At 48.0% G+C, this 18,526-nt stretch carries 11 protein-coding genes; 4 read left to right on the top strand and 7 right to left on the bottom strand.

Annotated features, from left to right (window positions below):
- Positions 1–206: 206 nt before the first annotated feature.
- From GWR21_RS09540 to GWR21_RS09515, 6 genes are all read right to left on the bottom strand, one after another.
- Entirely contained in the window at positions 207–1,127 is a 921-nt protein-coding gene (locus GWR21_RS09540; protein WP_162331515.1) for a PorP/SprF family type IX secretion system membrane protein, read from the bottom strand.
- 20 nt (positions 1,128–1,147) lie between these two features.
- A complete protein-coding gene (locus GWR21_RS09535; RefSeq protein ID WP_162331514.1) occupies positions 1,148–9,793 on the bottom strand; it encodes an Ig-like domain-containing protein in 8,646 nt (2,881 codons plus the stop codon).
- Positions 9,794–9,804: 11 nt separating this feature from the next.
- Positions 9,805–10,968, bottom strand: a complete 1,164-nt coding sequence (locus tag GWR21_RS09530) for an ABC transporter substrate-binding protein (protein WP_162331513.1) — start codon at positions 10,966–10,968, stop codon at positions 9,805–9,807.
- Positions 10,969–10,979: 11 nt separating this feature from the next.
- Complete coding sequence (locus GWR21_RS09525; RefSeq protein ID WP_162331512.1) at positions 10,980–11,570, bottom strand: phage tail protein; 591 nt, start codon at positions 11,568–11,570, stop codon at positions 10,980–10,982.
- Positions 11,571–11,599: 29 nt separating this feature from the next.
- The gene (locus GWR21_RS09520) at positions 11,600–12,799 is read right to left on the bottom strand and encodes a Gfo/Idh/MocA family protein (RefSeq protein WP_162331511.1); all 1,200 of its coding nucleotides are present in this window, start codon (positions 12,797–12,799) and stop codon (positions 11,600–11,602) included.
- A 389-nt stretch (positions 12,800–13,188) separates the two neighbouring features.
- Positions 13,189–14,553: a right-handed parallel beta-helix repeat-containing protein gene (locus tag GWR21_RS09515; protein ID WP_162331510.1), complete on the bottom strand. Its 1,365-nt coding sequence runs from the start codon at positions 14,551–14,553 to the stop codon at positions 13,189–13,191.
- A gap of 202 nt (positions 14,554–14,755) precedes the next feature.
- Here GWR21_RS09515 and GWR21_RS09510 point away from each other — a divergent pair, with 202 nt between their 5' ends.
- Together GWR21_RS09510 and GWR21_RS09505 are read left to right on the top strand one after the other, a co-directional pair.
- Positions 14,756–15,217, top strand: coding sequence for an NUDIX domain-containing protein (locus tag GWR21_RS09510; RefSeq protein WP_162331509.1), 462 nt, complete (start codon positions 14,756–14,758; stop codon positions 15,215–15,217).
- A gap of 116 nt (positions 15,218–15,333) precedes the next feature.
- Entirely contained in the window at positions 15,334–15,798 is a 465-nt protein-coding gene (locus tag GWR21_RS09505; protein WP_238430282.1) for a YbhB/YbcL family Raf kinase inhibitor-like protein, read from the top strand.
- A gap of 60 nt (positions 15,799–15,858) precedes the next feature.
- Here the strand turns inward: GWR21_RS09505 and GWR21_RS09500 are convergent, their stop codons facing one another.
- Positions 15,859–16,383, bottom strand: coding sequence for a YciE/YciF ferroxidase family protein (locus GWR21_RS09500; RefSeq protein ID WP_162331508.1), 525 nt, complete (start codon positions 16,381–16,383; stop codon positions 15,859–15,861).
- An 18-nt stretch (positions 16,384–16,401) separates the two neighbouring features.
- On the opposite strand from GWR21_RS09500, the gene GWR21_RS09495 reads away from it, so the two are divergent.
- Both GWR21_RS09495 and GWR21_RS09490 read left to right on the top strand, forming a co-directional pair.
- Positions 16,402–16,545: a hypothetical protein gene (locus GWR21_RS09495; protein ID WP_162331507.1), complete on the top strand. Its 144-nt coding sequence runs from the start codon at positions 16,402–16,404 to the stop codon at positions 16,543–16,545.
- A gap of 440 nt (positions 16,546–16,985) precedes the next feature.
- The gene (locus GWR21_RS09490; protein WP_162331506.1) at positions 16,986–18,191 is read left to right on the top strand and encodes a hypothetical protein; all 1,206 of its coding nucleotides are present in this window, start codon (positions 16,986–16,988) and stop codon (positions 18,189–18,191) included.
- Positions 18,192–18,526 lie beyond the last annotated feature (335 nt).

Here is an 18,526-nt window from a genome sequence, read left to right as displayed (position 1 = left end):
ATTGTATATCAGGCGTTTGTTGTCTTACACCCAGGATCTGGGTAATACTTTTTTGCCATTTCCTCTGACTGTCCCCTGAACAAAGCACAAAAATGGCAATTAATCTTCCGCCATCTTCAGGTAAGCGGCCTCTGGTACCCGGGAATTGCCCGGACAAAAAAAAGCCTGCCCTGCAAAACAGGACAGGCCTTTTTATCAATCTTACCTTATTTGAACAGGTTGATAGTTGCGCCTATTTCATAGGTGCCATCAACATAGGTTTTGATGCCACCTGTCTGTGTGGTATACATAGCCTGTATACCTACAGTTTTCAGGATGTTGACACCAATACCGGCCGTCAGACTTTTTGAAGTATGATACATAGCCATTACGTTCGCCACATCATTCAGGAAAGATACGTTCACACCTGCATCCAGGATATTGTCATATCCACGGACACCGCGGTAGCAGATCTTCGGCTCGATGGAGCTGACAGACTCATTCACTGCGAAGCGGTAGGATGCAGCGGTAAAGAAGATACCACCGCCATCAACAGCTTTATTATCGCCTGTGAAGAGACTTCTCACGTTCGGGATAGCCGCCTGCAACGTTAGTTTGGTGTCGGTATAGGCCATACCGTATTCCGCCTCAAAATAGTTATCGCGGCGGTTGAATCCACCGATGGAAGGATCATTCGGATCACCGTTGACAGCTTTGGTGTCAAGGCGTTGAACGTTCCAGGCCAGCGACAGACCGAAATGCAGCTGCTGATCAGGATTGGTCAGGGGCAGGTGGTAAGCGTAAGTCATTGCCACACGCGTCCTGTTGATCAGACCCGCCACATCATTGAAGACGTGTACGCCACCGCCGACCCTGTTACCCATCGCTGCATCTGCAGAGAAGAACTTTGTCGTAGGCGCACCATCAATACCGGTCCACTGGCGGCGGTAGGCGGCATTGATATGTACACCTGCCTCAATACCAGCCATTGCCGGATTACTCAGATACTGGTTCTGAAAATACTGGGTGCCTGAAGGCTCCAGCAATGCCTGTGCATTACTGAGAGATTGTGCACCTGCCTGTTGGCTAATGCCAGCAGCCAAGAGGCTGCTGACAATTAACGAACGTATTTTTAGTTTGTAATTCATAATGATTGTTATTACGGGGGTTATCTTCTGTCTCTGATAATCGTGATATAACCTTTTGCTGTTTTAGCACCGCCCTGAATTGTCAGGATGTAGTAGTAAGTACCTTCGCCCAGCGGACTGCCGTTCAGGGTACCATCCCACTCATTTGCGTAATTCCTGCGTGTGTAAACCAGACGGCCTGCGCGGTCGTAGATCTTCAGTTCATTATCAGGATAGCTGTCCAGATTACGGATCACCCATTTATCATTCACACCATCACCATTTGGCGTCAGGAGGTTGGTCGCTTCCACCTTGAAGTCTTCGACTACATTCAGCGTGAATTCAGCAGTGTTACTGCAACCTGCAGCGTTGCTTACTGTCACACGGTAAGTCGTGTTCTCCATTGGTCTTACTACCAGTACCGCGCTGTTCTGGCCACTGATAATGCCAGTTGCGTTATCCCATTTGAAGATAGTACCACCGGTCGCGGTCAGGTTAACCACATCTCCTTTAGAGATGGAGTTGCCTTTATCGCTGGTGATGTCTACCTGGCCCAGGGTAGCTACAGTGATAGTGAATGAACGGCGCAGCGTATCTACACCACCGTTAGCTGTACCGCCGTTATCCTGGATAGTAACAGTAACAGTAGCTGTTCCGGTAGCTGTAGGTTTCAGCTGATAGGTAACCTGACCTGAAGTTGAGCTAACGCTCAGCTGGTCGAAGTTAGCTGGTTTATCAGTGCTGATCCTGAAGGAGAAGGTCTGTGCAGCCTCTCCTGCGGAAGCGCCGTTCAGGTTGATCGTGTGGATGTCGTCCGAAGGACAAACAGTCTCATCACTGATCGGATCGAGGCTTGGAGCCAGATTCACCGGCAGTACTTTCACAGTAACCGGTGTTGCTACGCTGGTGTTCAGTCCGTCGCTGACTGTAACAGTCAGGGTGACAGTGCTGTTTGCCTTAGCGTTCAGTTTCGCCTGGTCTTTCACTGTGATGTTGCCATTCGCGTCGATAGCGAAGGCGCCATTAGAATCGTCAGTTGCAATAGTCCAGTTCTGCAGGGTGCCTGCCACTTCAGTAGCGGTTACAGTACCGACAGTAGCACCTACTGCACTTCTTTCCAGCGTTTCAAATGCCAGACCCGTTGTAACAACAGGAGCTGTTACGTCGTAGGTCAGACTGAGGATGTTGGATGCTGTGTTTACATTACCAACAACGTTCACCACTGTACCGGTTGGCAGCTGGATGGTTACAGCACCGTCAACAGCTGGTGTTACCACTACTGTGTAAGTGATGTTATCTGCTGTTTGCAGACTGCCAGCAGTACCGTTGGTAACGGTGAAGTCGGCGATGGCCAGACCGGTCACTGCTTCGTTGAAGGTAACAGTTACAGTGAATGGTGCATTTACGCGGGAAGCCGCGGTAGTAGACAACTGTACTGAAGGAGACGCAGTGTGTACCAACACGCCGGTAGTGTTACCGATGTTGTGCAGTGTCACATCCGCATCGTTGGTCGCTACATCCTGGAATGTACCGCCGTTCAGGGTGATGGTGCCTACAGTGATGCCATCCAGATCCATATCGCCCGGACGTACGATGTAGCTGAAGGTAACTGCGTTAGCCGCTGTACCTGTGTAGCCAGCTCTTACTGTACCGGTGCTCAGGGTGACTGTCAGATAAGGAGTGCCGCCTGTTGTAGCTGCTGTGATGTTCTCACTGAAGTTAACAGTGAAGTTCAGCACGTCTCCTGCTTTGTAATAACCATTGGCTGGAACAGTTACGGCCGTTACAACCGGAGCTGTAACATCGTTTGTAACGGTGACAGTATTAGAAGCGAGGTTCGGGTTGCCACCAGTGTTAACTACTCCGTTAGCCGGGATCTGTACGGTGACAGCGCCATCGGCAGTTGGTGTTATAGTGGCGGTGTAAGTGATGTTGTCAGTACTTGACACGTTAGATACTGTACCGTTTGTAGCGGCAAAGTCGCTTGCTGTCAGGATCGTTACTGGTTCGCTGAATACAGCTGTTACCGTGAACGGAGCGTTCACCAGTGTGGCTGTTGTGGACAGCGTCACAGTAGGATTGGCAGTGCTTACTTTAACATTTGTAGTGTTACCTACGTTGTTAAGTGTCAGGTTCGCATTGTTATTAACTGCATCCTGAACGGTTGAACCATTCAGTGTCAGGGTACCGATAGTGATACCGTCCATATCCTGGTCACCATCTACTACAGTGTAGCTGAAGCCCAGCGCGTTTGCAGCTGTTTTACCTGTGTAGGTAGCATTGACAGTGGCTGTACCGATGATGATAGACAGTGTTGGATCATTACCTGCAGGAATGTTTACTGCGATGTCCTCGTTGAATGTAACAGAGAAGTTCAGTGTGTTACCCTCGTTGTAGTAACCATCTGCCGGAACTGTTACGGAAGTGACTACCGGACCGGTCGCATCGTACGTCAGGTTCAGGGTATTGGAAGCGGAGTTACCGTTGTCTCCAATGTTCACAGCGACGTTAGCAGGCACATTCAGGCTAACCGCACCATCCGCAGTTGGCGTAACCAGTACGGTGTAGGTGATGTTGTCTGTAGTAGCCGGCGTGCCGACAGTTGCATTGGTGGCAGTGATGTCAGCGCCAGTAAAGCCAGTAACAGCCTCGCTGAATGTGACAGTCATATTAAACGGAACGTTCACCAATGCCGGAGCAGTAGTAGAAATAGCTACCGTCGGATGTGTGGTGTTTACCCGGACGCCCGAAGTGTTGGCAGTATTAAACAGTATCAGGTTCGCATCGTTGGTGGCCGCATCTCTAATGGTAGCTCCATTCAGCGCCATCGTACCTACTATGATACCGTTCATGTCTTCGTCACCATTCACTACCGTGTAGGTGAAGTTCAGCCCGTTTGTACCGTCCATACCAGTGTAGGTAGCGTTTACCATAACGGACCCGATTTCAAGCGAAATGGTTGGAACGCCACCTGCGGTGTTGACACTGATATCACTGTCGTAATGAACGGTGAAGTTCAGCGCCTGGCCAGCATGATAATAGCGAGGTAAAGGCACACTCACTGATGTTACTACCGGAGCAGTACCATCGAAGGTTCGGTTCAGGGTATTGGAAGCGGAGTTGCCGTTGTTTCCGATGTTAACGGCTACGTCAGCAGACACATTCAGACTAACCACACCATCCGCAGTTGGTGTAACCAGCACGGTGTAGGTGATGTTGTCTGTAGTATTTATTGCACTCAGTGTAGCATTAGCCACTGTGATATCACCCGCTGCGAAACCTGTTACAGCTTCGCTGAAAGTGATCGTCGCTGTGAACGGTGCGTTCACCAGTGAAGGAGCAGTGGTTGACAGGGTTACTGTCGGATGCGTTGTGTTCACAAATACGCCGGTAGTAGCACCAACGCTATTGAGAGTCCCGTTCGCATTGTTGCCAGCAGCATCTTTCATCGTACCACCGTTCAGAGACAGTGTACCTACTTCGATACCGTTCATGTCCTGGTCGCCGTTCACTACTGTGTATGCGTAGGTCAGCGCGTTTGTACCAGTACCACCTGTATAGGTAGCGGCAACAGTGGCAGTACCGATGGTCACACCCAGTGAAGGGGTACCGGTTACGGTGATGTTTTCACTGAAGTTAACAGTGAAGGTCAGCACATCGCCTGCTTTGTAATATCCATTTGCAGGAACACCTACTGTTGTTACTACTGGTGCAGTTGCATCGTAATTGACAGTCAGTGTATTGGACGCCTGTGATGGATTACCACCCACATTCACTGCAGCAGATGCCGGCAGGTTTACTGTAGTGGCAGCACCGTCTGTAGTTGGAGTTACAGTAACGGTGTAGGTGATGTTATCTGCTGTTTGCAGGTTGGTAACATTGCCATTTGTAGTGACAAAGTCGCCAGCCACCAGACCTGTCACTGCTTCGCCGAAGGTAGCGGTTACAGTAAATGCACCATTTACCAGTGTAGCTGGTGTGCTCAGTATAGCAGTTGTATTCGTCGTATTCACTTTTACGTTGGCAGTGTTGCCTACGCTATTGAGTGTCAGGTTCACGTCGTTGGTAGCCGCATCTTGAATGGTCGCGCCATTCAGTGCCAGTGTACCTACTGTGATGCCATCCATATCTTCCTGACCATTCTGTACGATGTAGCTGAATGTGATGCCGTTTGTACCGGAAGTACCCATGTAGGTAGCATTCACGGTAGCCGCACCGATAGTCAGTGACAGGGTTGGGTTACCACCTGTTGTGTTAACAGTGATGTTCTCATTGAAGTTTACAATGAAATTCAGCTGTTGTGTCGCTTTATAATAGCCATCTGCCGGAACAGTCACGGAAGTTACAACCGGAGCTGTAACATCGTAAGTCAGGGTCAGGGTATTAGATGCGGAGTTGCCGTTATCGCCGATGTTAACAGCTGCATCAGCAGGAACAGTCAGACTTACCGCGCCATCCGCAGTCGGTGTTACCAGTACGGTGTAGGTAATGTTGTCTGTAGTGCTAACTGCACCTAATGTTGCATTGCTTACTGTGATATCGCCACTTACGAAACCTGTAACAGCTTCGCTGAAGGTGACAGTCGCAGTATAGGCGGCATTAGTTGGTGAAACTGCATTCGTAGAGAGTGCTACTGTCGGATGCGTGGTGTTCACTCTTACAGCCGAAGTGTTACCCACGTTGTTAAGTGTCAGGTTCGCATCGTTGGTAGCTACGTCTTTAATGGTTGCACCATTGAGGGCCAGCGTACCTACTGTGATGCCGTCCATGTCCTGGTCGCCATCTGCTACGGTGTAGCTGAAGTTCAGACCATCTGTACCGTTTGCGCCTGTATAGGTAGCATTTACTGTAGCAGTGCCGATAGTCAGTGACAGGGTTGGATTACCACCGGTCGTATTGATGATGATATCATCATCAAATCTTACGATGAAGTCAAGTGTCTGACCTGCTTTATAATAACCATTCACAGGAACAGCTACCCCTGTTACAACAGGTGCAGTTGCATCGTATGTGAAGGTGTAGGTGTTAGACGCCTGGTTACCGTTATCGCCAATATTGACTACTGCGTTAGCCGGCAGACTCAGGTTATAGTTACCGTCGGCACCTGGTGTAACCAGCGCGGTATAGGTGATGTTATTTGTCGTCTGTATGTTACTGATCGTGGCACCTGCGATGCTGAAATCGGTAGCTGTTAAACCTGTTACAGCTTCACTGAAAGTGATGTTTACCGTAAACGGAGCGTTTACCAATGAAGGCGCTGCAGCGCTGATAGTCACCGTTGGATGGCTTGTATTCACAAACACACCGCTGGAATTACCAACACCATTCAGTACCAGGTTCGCATTGTTGCCGGCAGCGTCAGTAATTGTACCGCCACCACCAAGAGATATGCCCGCACCAAGTGTGATGCCGTCCATATCCATGTCGCCTGCTACTACTGTGTAAGTGAAGGTCAGGGTGTTAGTACCTGAACCTGCACTGTAAACAGCTGGTTGAACGCCACTGGTTAAGTTTACAGCCATATATGGTGTACCACCTGCAGTAGTTACGTTCACCACCTCGCTGAAAGTAACAGTGAAGTCGAGTGTTTGTCCTTCGTTATAGAAACCATTAGGAGTAATACCTACGGATGTTACTACCGGAGCAGTAAAGTCAGCAGTAACACTTACGGTATTGGAAGCCTGGGTAGGGTTGTCACCGATGTTGACAGCCGCAGCCGCAGGTAATTGTACTGTAACGGCACCATTCGCAGCAGGAGTGATGGTTACTGTATAGGTGATATTGTCGCTTGTCTGCAGGTTATCCGCGGTACCATTTGTAACAGCGAAGTCGCTTGCATTCAGGCCAGTCACCGCTTCACTGAATGCAGCCGTTACGGTGAATGGAGCATTCGTGAGTGTAAGCGGAGCAGACAGTGTAACCGTTGGGCTGGTCGTGTTTACTCTTACCTGTGTAGTATTAGCTACATTATTCAGGGCTGTGTTGGCGTTGTTACCTGCTGCATCTCTGATTGTTGATGCATTTGGTGTAAAGCCGGTCACCTGGATACCGTCCATATCCTGCTGGCCGCTCTGTACCGTATAACGGAAGATCAGGCCATTTGTGCCGCTCATACCAATGTAGTCGGCAGCAATAGATGTTGATCCAACAACCAGTACGATACGTGGTGTGCCGGTCACTACAACGTCTTCGCTGAAATTAACAGTGAAATCCAGGTTTTTACCTGCATTGTAGTACCCATTTGCTGGTACATCTACAGATGTTACAGTTGGAGCAATATTGTCGAATGTACGGTTGATCGTATTAGATGCCGTATTCGGATTACCACCGATATTCACAACAGTACCAGCTGGCAGGCTAACACTTACCGCACCCTGTGCCGTTGGCGTAACCAGTATGGTATAGGTGATATTGTCGGAAGTGGCAGGAGCACCTGCCGTTGCATTGGTCAGGGTGAAGTCAGCAGCTACAAGACCAGTTACTGCCTCGCTGAACGTAACAGTAATGGAGAACGGTGCATTGAGTATTGCATTAGCAGCACTGCTCAGCGTTACTGACGGGATAGAAGTATTTACCCGTACCGCTGTAGTAGACGCTACACCGGCCAGTGGCATAGTCTGCACACCAGCGTAGCCATTACCTGCCGCATCTCTGATAGCGCCGCTGTTCAGGCGCAGGTCAGGTTGTACCGCAATACCATCTGCATCATTTTCTCCTGCCTGTACGGTATATCTGAACGTCAGTTCATCTGTACCCGTACCGCTTATATAGGGTACCTGTACGGTGGTCAGTCCAATGATGATGTTGATATAAGGATTACCTGCTGCATTGGTGACATTCACTACTTCACTGAACTTCACTTTGAAGTCCATGTCCATACCAGCACGGTAGTAACCGTTCGCAGGAACACTTACACTGCTAACAGCCGGTGCGGTAGCATCTACTGTCCACGTATAGGTGGCTGGAGTGGTAGACAGGTTACCTGCCTGATCGACTGCTCTCACTGAGAAAGTGTGACTGCCATCTGCCAGACCTGTATAGGTTCTAGGGCTTGTAGCTGCTGCATAAGCGCCACCGTCCAGTAACGCCTCAAAAGTTGCGCCTGATTCGCCTGTGAAAGTAAATGTAGCATTGCCTGAAGTGGTCAATGCCGCAGGATTAGCTGTGATGACAGGAGTCGCAGGAGGCACGTCATCATAGACAATGTTCCGGCTTACCTGTAATGCATTGCCTGCTTCATCAATGAACCTTACATCTACTGTATGCGAAGCGCTTGTAGCAGGTATTGTAAGGTTCTTGCTTGTGGCGAAAGTCTCATTGGTAGTATAGGATCCACCATCAATGGAGAACGACATTCTGTTAACTGATGTAGTTACATCACTTGCCGTCAGTGCCAGTACTATATTTGGATTATTCGTATATCCTGCTCCGCCATTGATAGTGAAACTACCGGAAGGTGCGTCCTTGTCAATGGTGTAAGTTGCACTGCTCATTGGAGCATTTGTAACTGTAGGAGTGATACCAGTTGCATTGGCGTTGAGTCGTATTGTGCCGGAATTATTGCCGGTAGCCACATATACATTGTACTTGTTAGCCTCCGCAGTCGGTGCGATGCTGCTGATGCTGGCACCTGTAACGCCGGTAGTGGTCAGGGAGAATGAGCCGACGCCTATGCCGGAAGGAGCAGCACTATACACCACCTCGAAGCTGAGGCTATTAGCTGCAGTCGGATTCGCCGTCAGGCCTTTGACCTGCATGATCTGCGTGGTCTGAGGTGTTAGCTGTACGATTTCCTGGTCTACACCATCAGTAGCGAAGATCTTACCACTCGCCATCGGCTGTACGCCGCCGGGATAGGACCCGGGGGAATTATGCAGATTGGTGTAAACAGACGTAGCGGTTGTAAAGCTTGAATCGTTCCACCTTATGATGGAACTTGCAGTAGAAGAAACGATCTCGGTAGCATAGATACGATCAAAGTTATCTATTGCCAGTCCTGAGAAGGCACGGCCATTAGCTATGATGCTATCAGTTGTGTAAAAGGGAGCCTTCACTTTAATGATACCACGAGCTTCGGCGGGGAAGTCGGCGAAGTAGATGTTATTACGGGAGTCTACAGCGATCGCTGACGGATAGGGCGGCGCTCCAAGAGGAACACCTGTAGCATACACGGTTGTACCCGCGGAGTTTTCATTTCCGTGGGGGTACCGTCTTACTGTATACCTGCCGCCTTCGTATTCCAGGGTGAGGAGGTCATCGTTATTATCGATGGCTAACCCTGTGATATATTTGCCATTGTTGCCTAATATTTTGGTAGGAGCATAGGAGGGATATGTCAGTTTGACTACTTCCCAGCCTGTTACCGCACTATTCATACTGGTAACAAATACGTCACCACCTGAATTGACGGCGATGCCATATGGGGCTGTCGGCGGATCAACATCTATGTTCTGATAGATGATGTTACCGGCGCCAGCACCGCCAGCATATTTTACTACATCATATTTCCCCGATGCGTTACTTCGCACCGCGAAAAGGTCGCCATTTTGATTGCGGGCGATCCCTGTGTAGTAGTATCCGGTTTCGAGTGCGCTTTTGTTATATTGCGCGTAACCCGTGACACCGGATACAATGAAGAATAGTACCAACAGTAGCCTGTTGATACATTTTGTAAATGTGTCACTCATAATTGAGATTGTTAAATACAGAGAAAGGGATTTTGCCAACCAGACATTGATTCGTTATGAATCATCTCAAAATCTTTTGCATCATAGCGCATACCTGTCCCCTGGTCAATAATTAACTTATTGATTTTATTACCAGCTGTACTGATCTTTAGAATGTTAGCTGAAGGCAGCGCAAATCCGGATGCGGGGTAGAAGTTTTTCGCTCCTCTCGGGCCATCTATGATAGTGGTCCTAAGTAATTGTTTTACCGTATCCCAGTCTTTTTTGAGGGCGTGGGGCAACAACTCCCTCCATACCAGTCCGGCTTCATATCCCATAAGGGCGTAAATGTTGGCCGGTTGTTTTGCGATGCTTTCAAACTTCTTTACAAACTGCTGGTTGGCCGGCCGCTGGTCCTCACGCATCCACATCATGGAGGTGTAAAGTTCCAGGTCTATGTGTTTCACATCTTCCAGTACATCATCATAGGCCATCGTTTCATTGATCAGCAACGGTATCTTTTTATGGAACCCGCTCTGTATCCATTTTTGCAGAAATGCTGCACCCATGGTGCCTGCGAAGATGGCATGCACATAGGAGGGGCCGTCCTTGGCGAGTGTTGCAAAGAGTTCGTCCAGATCCAGTTTTTTAGGATCGTTAGGGTCCGCTGGTAATACAGCCATTTTAACCTGCTTTCCGCCTGCTGTTGCCGCGCCTTCCCTGAATGCACTGTGCAGGTGATAACCTGCCTCATATGCCGGCGCAATAATATAACCGCCATCCCCGAATTTGCCCTGTGCCCATTGTCCCAATGCATACTGTGATTGCCACAGCTGATGCGAGGCATAAAATACACTCTGGCTCAGGTAAGGGAAATGTGGAATATACTCGCCCATATCAAAGAAGAAACCCGGGCGTTTTGTATTTTCCACCAACGGAATGATCTCCGGCATGATCTTATAACTAACCAGACCGGAGATAACATCCACATTGTTGAAAAAAAGCAGCTTTCGGACCGCATTAACAGATGCTTCAGCGCTTCCCATATGGGTATACTCTGATGTAAACTGCACTGTTTTCTGTCGCGCGGGATCAAGGCCCATACCAATCAGCCATCCTGTTACAAGATGGGCAGAGTAATAGGGATATACACCGGAATAGGGAGTAAGGAATCCAATAGAAAGCGTTGATGGCATAGTCTGTCTAATTAGTTACGGCTAGGATAAACGCCTTCCATGGCAATGATGTAGTATATTCCCAGGTATGGCTGCATGTTATTGTGTGGCTGGCTGCCTCCTGCAATACCAATGGTTACAGAACCACTAACAGCGCCTGGAGCCAGGGTTGTTGTATTGTCTTGGGTAGTATAGCCTTTAATCTGTTGTGCAGCTGGACCAGAGCCAAACGATGGCAATACTGACGGTACTAACGCAGCACCTGGGGTATTACTTGTACCAGCAGCTGTAGAAGCAGACGGAGTAGCAGTCAGGTTAGGCTGAGCAACGTGATTGTGCGCAGGCATTTCTGTGATGATCAGCGAGTGCGTCGGTGCGCCGCCCATTTCACCCATATTGTATGCAGGTAATCCAGGACCCTGGCCAGGACCGATTGGTACACGACCTCTGAGATCAGGTAATGCGAAGGTGGTTTGACCATTACCACCATACGTGGTGCCTACGAGGGAAAATAGTGCAGTATTCTGTGCAATTGAAAGGATCTGGCCCATACAAAAAGCCCAGCCCCGCGGTGGGAAGTTACCGGCAAAAAGCAAAATAATCGCGATGTACGGTTCTGTCATTTGATTGTGTTTATTGAATTGTTTACTAATTAATAAATAGGTGGGTTTGTTAAATCAGGGAAGTCGACAACAGCGCCATTTCTTTTAGCGGAGAGTGCGGCCATAGGACCGATCAGACTATTGGCGGCTGCTGTATACACAGGCGGCTCCTGTTTGGATGGCTGACTGATGACGCTTACGAACGATTGTAAAGCCATTGCACATCCATCGTTGGCGACCTTTTTGAAACGTTGCAGGTCTGCCTGTTCTGTGTATGGAAGAAGATAAGGTTTGCCTGCATCACATACCTGTGTGGCAGGGTGCTGGTCTTTGAGGTAAATACTATTAAATACATCTACCCAGTTTCCGTTTGTCCCATTAACACGGAAACCAGTGGAAATGGGCTGCTCATGTGCAGCTTCCATCTGAAGGGATAAGGTCTGGCCTTTTTTAGTGGTCAGACAGATGGTCCTGATCTCGCCCCTTTTGATAAACAGACGGTCATGCCCTTTTTTAGGATGCGGATTATTCACTACATAATCCTGCTTTTGTGTCACCACCTGCAGGGAAACGAATGGATTGTCCTTCTCCACACCCAGTATTCTGCCAGCAGCAATAGCCGGATATACAGGGTAGGAGGAGGCTGTCTTTTCGTTTTTAGCAGCCAGCACGTCGTGACGTGCGCCAGCCTGGATAGATTCCAGCGTACCGAATGCGCCCTCTTTTGCCATATTGGTAACGGCCAGGAGGTCGGAGCGATAACTGTTCTCGTCCAGGGTAAAGTACTGCAGGCCTGTTCTTTCGCTGATACGAACGATGTCTTTGTGCTCTTCGATAGTAGTACCCATGATAGCGCCGCAGGCTACGTGTTTGCCTGCCAGCATGGCTGCCCTGGCAATCTCATAGTGCAGTTGCCACGGTGCAGCGATAATAACGGCATCAATATCCTTTCGGGATAATAAGTCGTTATAGCTTTCCTTGTAAACTTCGGGACGAGTGTACGCAGCGTCGTCGAACAATTGCAGCCCGGCACGGATAGCGGCCGGATCGGTGTCACAGATGGCCCTGACGTCAATATCTTTGTGCATCAATGCCTGCGCAAGATATTGCTGTCCCCAGGGACCCATACCTATAAAACCGGTGCGTAAACGGGAACCTGTTCCTGCCGTCAGATAGGATGGCAGAAATGTAAGCACAGGGGATAAAATGGCGGCATTCTTCAAAAAATGCCTTCTACTGGTTGTATGCATAAGGAACTATTCCTGTTTGTTTTAGGGCTTTCTTATTTTGTAACAGCTGATTAGGTTCCAAATAATAGAAGAAATGGCGTCTCTCGTTTTTCTGTTCCTAGAAACGTTCGGTTTTCAATAGATTAGGGTCAAAATTATGGTTGTGGCAATATGTTATATTATAAGGGGCAAAGATATATGTTCTTTTTTTGAGAAAAGAAATATTTTTTTTATGAGTATTATAGGGCATATGAATTAAAACACTAAATAGGAGCGCTAATTAAATCGGGAATTGGCAATCAGGAATTGGGAATTTACTATGGTGCGAGCTTGCTACTATAAAGGAGCGCCCCTGGCCTATAATGGCAGGAGCGCTCAGTATCTGCTAAAGCCGTTTGGTAAGGTTACGGCTAATTCTTTCTGTATCCGGCTTTGTTCACTGTCGAGCCTTCCACAGGTTTATAATAGTCCTGCGTATTTACACGGGCAGCGGTAACTGACGGAAACTTTTTATTTTCCTCTTCTCCGGTACCTTCAACAGCATCTCCACCGACTTCCACATACACATAGTTCCTGCTGCCAATATTCACGCCACCGTTAGGCGATATAAATACGTTCCCGCTTACGATCTGCTTACCCTTCATGCCGGTATATCCGTTAATACGGAGACTATTTCCCTTCGTTCCTGAGATGGTATTATTTGTGATCTTCACAATGGCATTCTCCGTACCTCTCATGCTGATACCGTCACTTTGGTTATTGATGAAGAGATTATTGCTGATGATATGGGTCGCGCTGTTCTCTCCCGAGCCATAGAACTGACAAAATTCTCCCCAGCCGTCATGCACATAGTTGTCACGGGTGTTGGTATTGGTCGTGCGTCCGCCAATAAGAATCCCTCCGTTATGTGCGGCATTATGCTGTGTCCCCCAGTTCGTCACCTCATTATTGTGGATTTCGAGTCCATCAATAGCCGCCGTCTGTATCCCATCCAGCCCACTGTTCCTTACCAGGTTATTATAGATCCTGACATTCTCCCATTTGATAGGTTGTACGTAGTCATGCCCTGCAGCAAACCGGGAAGGGGATTGATAGAAGGGTTGATTAATGGTATGGTCCCAGTAAGTGGCCGTATGGCCTATATACATGGCTTCATTCTTCGTGTCCGTGATGGTCAGGTCATGTATTGACAGGTTGCGGATGGTTGAACGTGGGTATGCCGTACTGGGGTCGCTTTTAACAGGGTCTGTTTTAGCCACAATTCCGTTGCCTCCATTTCTAATTATCAGAAAGCAGACTTCTATATTGTCTGTCTTATTACCTATCTGCAAGGCACGATAGGCTTCGCGGGCAGGTTGTACCGAACCATTGATAATAAACTGGTTCCTGTCCGACATGCTGCCCAGCCGGATGTAATGACAATTGTTCAGTTCAAATGCGGCAGACCAGCTGCCACCGTTCCAGTCTGGTTCGCCGACGGTAAGCGGGGTATTCCGGTAGTTGCGGATGACAATAGGTTTAGCCGCCGTGCCGCTCATATTAGAAATGAGTACAGATTTAAAATTGCCTTTCAGCTGAAGAACGTCTCCCGGGCGATAGGTGTTATTTTTATTGTCGATAATCAGTCGTCCATTCTTATCCGCAGTCAATGTATGTTCTTTGGCATAAGTGGATACCGTGTCTATCAGGGATAAAGGGGCCGTATAGTCGTCTGGAGTTAGTACAGGTCCCGTAGTAAAACTAACTACCAGACGCAGAAGGGTTGCTACAATCATAGTATGTGTAAAGTAGCGCAAAATTAGTGTAATTAACAATTGTTCATCAATTTAACTGCTCTCCGGATGCATCTTTGTTGACTGGGGCTGGCTTAGTTCCTGATTATTAATAACTCCCGAATGGTGTATATTGTTGTATGGTTTTTGGATTGCTGATCCATATAACGCTTTATGAGCTATTTTTTGTTAATTACGCTGATGTATGGCAAAGCAAAGCGCAGGCATATTACTCTACCGTCGTCACAATAAACAGCTGGAAGTCTTTTTAGGGCATCCGGGAGGCCCTTTCTGGGCTAAAAAAGACCTGGGCAGCTGGTCGGTCCCGAAAGGAGAATATTTGGAAGGGGAGGAGCCGCTTCAGGCTGCTATCCGCGAATTCGAGGAGGAGACGGGTTACCGGCCAACAGGCGGGTTTATACAACTGACCACCATCCGACAGAAAGGGCATAAGACGGTACATTGCTGGGCGGTAGAAGGAGCGCTGGATGCTGACAGCATTGTAAGCAACTACTTTGACCTGGAATGGCCTCCCCGTTCAGGGAAGATGCGGTCTTTCCCGGAGATAGACCGCGGGGCCTGGTTCACACTGGAACAAGCGAGGGAGAAGATCCTGGAAAAACAACGTTCCTTTATAGAAGAGCTGGCAGTGCTTATTGATGAATAGTCTCTACAACATCCACATTCTGCTGGTTTAAATGTAGCAGCCTTACCCCCCTTGCCAGTCTGAGACACTGTAATACTGCACATTCAGTCTGGCTTGATTTTTTTGTATGGCTGTGTATGGAAAACAATACAGCAAAAACATTGAAAATCACGAGTAGTGCCTTCGATCATGAAGGTGTGATCCCGCTGAAGTACACATGTGAGGGCGAAGAAGTGAATCCACCACTGCAGATAGAACAGATACCAGAGGGAACTAAAACACTTGCTATTATCATGGAAGATCCAGATGCACCGAATGGTACATTCGATCACTGGCTGGTATGGAACATTCCTCCTGCTTCCAGCATGATAGGCGGTGATTCGGTACCCGGTATCTGCGGAAAAAACAGTGGAGGGAACTGTAACTATTACGGACCTTGTCCGCCCTCAGGTACGCATCGTTATTACTTCCATGTATATGCCCTTGATGTGAAACTTGACCTGGATGGCGGAGCAGATAAAGCGGCGCTTAAAGCGGCCATTGAAGGGCATGTAATTGCGGAAGGAGTGTTGATGGGAACGTATGGTAAAAAGGGATTGTAATCCATGTTAAACTGCATTTACGAACGATGACGATCATTGTTCGTAAATGCAGTTTGTGTATTACAAACTCTCCTCACTTGCCTGTTCATTGATCTTACTTTCTGCGATAATGGTCAGCAATGCATCCGTCTCTTTTTCCTCTGTCAGAATACCTCTTAACAAGTCGGCAACTTCCGTTTCTCCCAGGGTGCTGGCCAGTGTCACCAGACTACCATAACAGGCGATCTCATAATGTTCCACCTTTTGTGCGGCAATGATCAGTGCCACATCCCGCTGTGCGGAACCTTCCTCTGTTTCATCAATTACCTGCCATCCCTCATCAAAGAGCCCCTGAAGTCCCATACTGGGTTCTCCTTCCGCAGGTATGCCCAGCATGTCAAATACTTTTTCTACTATTCTGACATGCTCCTGCGTCTGCTGCTTATGTTGATCAAATGCCTGGATCAGTTCCGTATTGGTGGCTGCGGCAGTCATGGTAGACAGTACATTGACCAGGTGTTGTTCTGACCAGTAGATCTCCTGTAGCATCGTGGAGAAGAATAACTCCAGTCTGGAATTTGTAAAGGTGTTAGATTGTATCTGCATAACTGAACGTTTTTTGAGATGATCAATTCGTGGACAATAATCACTAAGCAGCAGGCCAAATACTATACCAGTGAGTTTTACATGAAAGGTAAACGTAATGCGCAGGAGATCCCGGCGGCCAGGATGCGCCAGACCTCCTGGCCACCCCCCAGTACGCCGTAGCATCCGCCTGCTGTTCTGCACCGTTTATAAGCTCAATACGATCGCGACCAGCCTGATGGCTGGACTACCACATATAAAGGAAAACCCTATGATAAATTTCAGTGACGCACAATTCGTATTAGTGGCGGCTTGAATGGATACCCGACCGTTTAGCCCTGTGGGAGCGGGCCAGCGTCATGATCAGCCAGCTTATTGCTTTACAATTTGATTACAGAGCTGATTGGGGCCTAAACCTCAAAAGGTGTATATTTGCATGCTTCCCATTAGATCAACTATACTACTCCCATTGAATAACTTATTGTAATACAAGGAATTGTACTGAAGCGAGCGCCAGTGTTCGTCAAAAGTGCTGTCCTGACCCTTATTCCGTCCACCGGACTGACGATCTATTGTCATACCGACCGGAAGAGGTATCAAGTATTGATTTAATCAGATAATATATGGATAAGCTCAAACTGAAATTACAGGAATATTATCAGCGCTGCCAGCGGCAGGAAACGCGGACTAAAACCGGTCGGGATCAGGTAGATGGAGCGAGTGTGCCGGATATGGAAAATGATATTTTGCTGCAGTTCGGCTTGCCTGCCTCCAAGCGTTTTGTGCAGATTCTGCATGACTTTGTCAGTCAGCGGGAAGTGAATGATCATATGCTTGACTATGTGAGTAAGAAACTGAAGACTGCTGCGCGCAAATATCTGCTGGCTCCGGTTGTGTCTGACCAGGAACAGCTGGAGCAGGCAAAGGAGCAAAAAAGGACGCCATACGACCTCCTGCCTGAACTGGGTTACCCGGTAAATGACTACTCCGTTTTTCTGATAGGCGAATTACTGTATCGCAGGAATGTGATCGCGGCAGATGTGCTGGATGAACTGAAGAAAGTGCAATACGCTGACGCGTGGGACGATATCCAGCTGCTGAGCCGGATCGTCAACTATAATACCCATGAATTGTATCATCGTATGAAAGGACATGACCTCCGCTTTATAGATGATTTCGCTCAGCAGACCCTTAAACAGCAGCATGCAGGCACCGCCGGTAAAGCTGCACTGCCTGCTTCCGAGGGTTATACGCCAAACCTGCGCATGGTTAGCAAGCTGCAGGTGGAAGATATCCTGCTGGACGAGCAGCAAACGCCGCGTATTATCGGTAAACTGAAATCGGGTAGCCGGTATATTCGTGTGACCATGGTGATGAAGCTTTCACAGCTGACACAAATATTAATGGCCAGCGGAGAACTGGGTAGCGAGATCAATCTCTTCATCAAAAAGCTAATGTCAGGTAGTAAAAAGGATAAGTCTGCTGCCATTGACGTAAGGGCTGAATTCGGCCAGATTTTGCAGCTGGACGACTGCTACCTGGAGGTCTACAAGCCACAACATCTGTCTAGAGGCAAATGGGTAGAGACAAAGGATAATCTCTATTTCATTGACAGGATACTGTCCCGGAGGGAGTATGATAAGAAGAGCAAGGATGCCGAGATCAGGGGCAAGATCGAAGAATGTCTGGAACTGATCGGGGGCTCTTACGGCTATTATCAGCGAATGAAAAAACTAGGTATCACGGATGAAGAAGCTAAGCTGAGGGCGGGGTTGCAGGATGAGCTGTTATTCAAGCTGTCTACTTTTCTCCATAAGCTGAAGGATTAGCTCAGCTGTATTTAACCATCTGTTTATTGTGGATATGCCTGTTTTTAAATGATTTGTGGTAATAAGACTGTTTTTATTTCGGAATATGGAAAAAGGTCTCGTGAAAACGAGACCTTTTCTGTTAGTTGGTTTTTGATTTAGAGTGACCACTATAGTCTTATTCATGGTCATGTAAAGTATATTTAGCCTATATTATTCCCCCTCTAATACTTTGAGCCATATTGCAGGGTGCTGCTAATAAATTTTGCTAGTAATCTCTATGTAAGTAATATGATGAAATCGTTGTGTGAGGTGTTGATTTTTGTTCCCTTACCACCCAAGCCCTCATACGCTTT

It is taken from the genome of Chitinophaga agri, assembly GCF_010093065.1.
GTDB lineage: Bacteria > Bacteroidota > Bacteroidia > Chitinophagales > Chitinophagaceae > Chitinophaga > Chitinophaga agri.
Note: the sequence above shows the minus strand (reverse complement) of the source record. Positions and strands in the feature narration are given on the sequence as shown.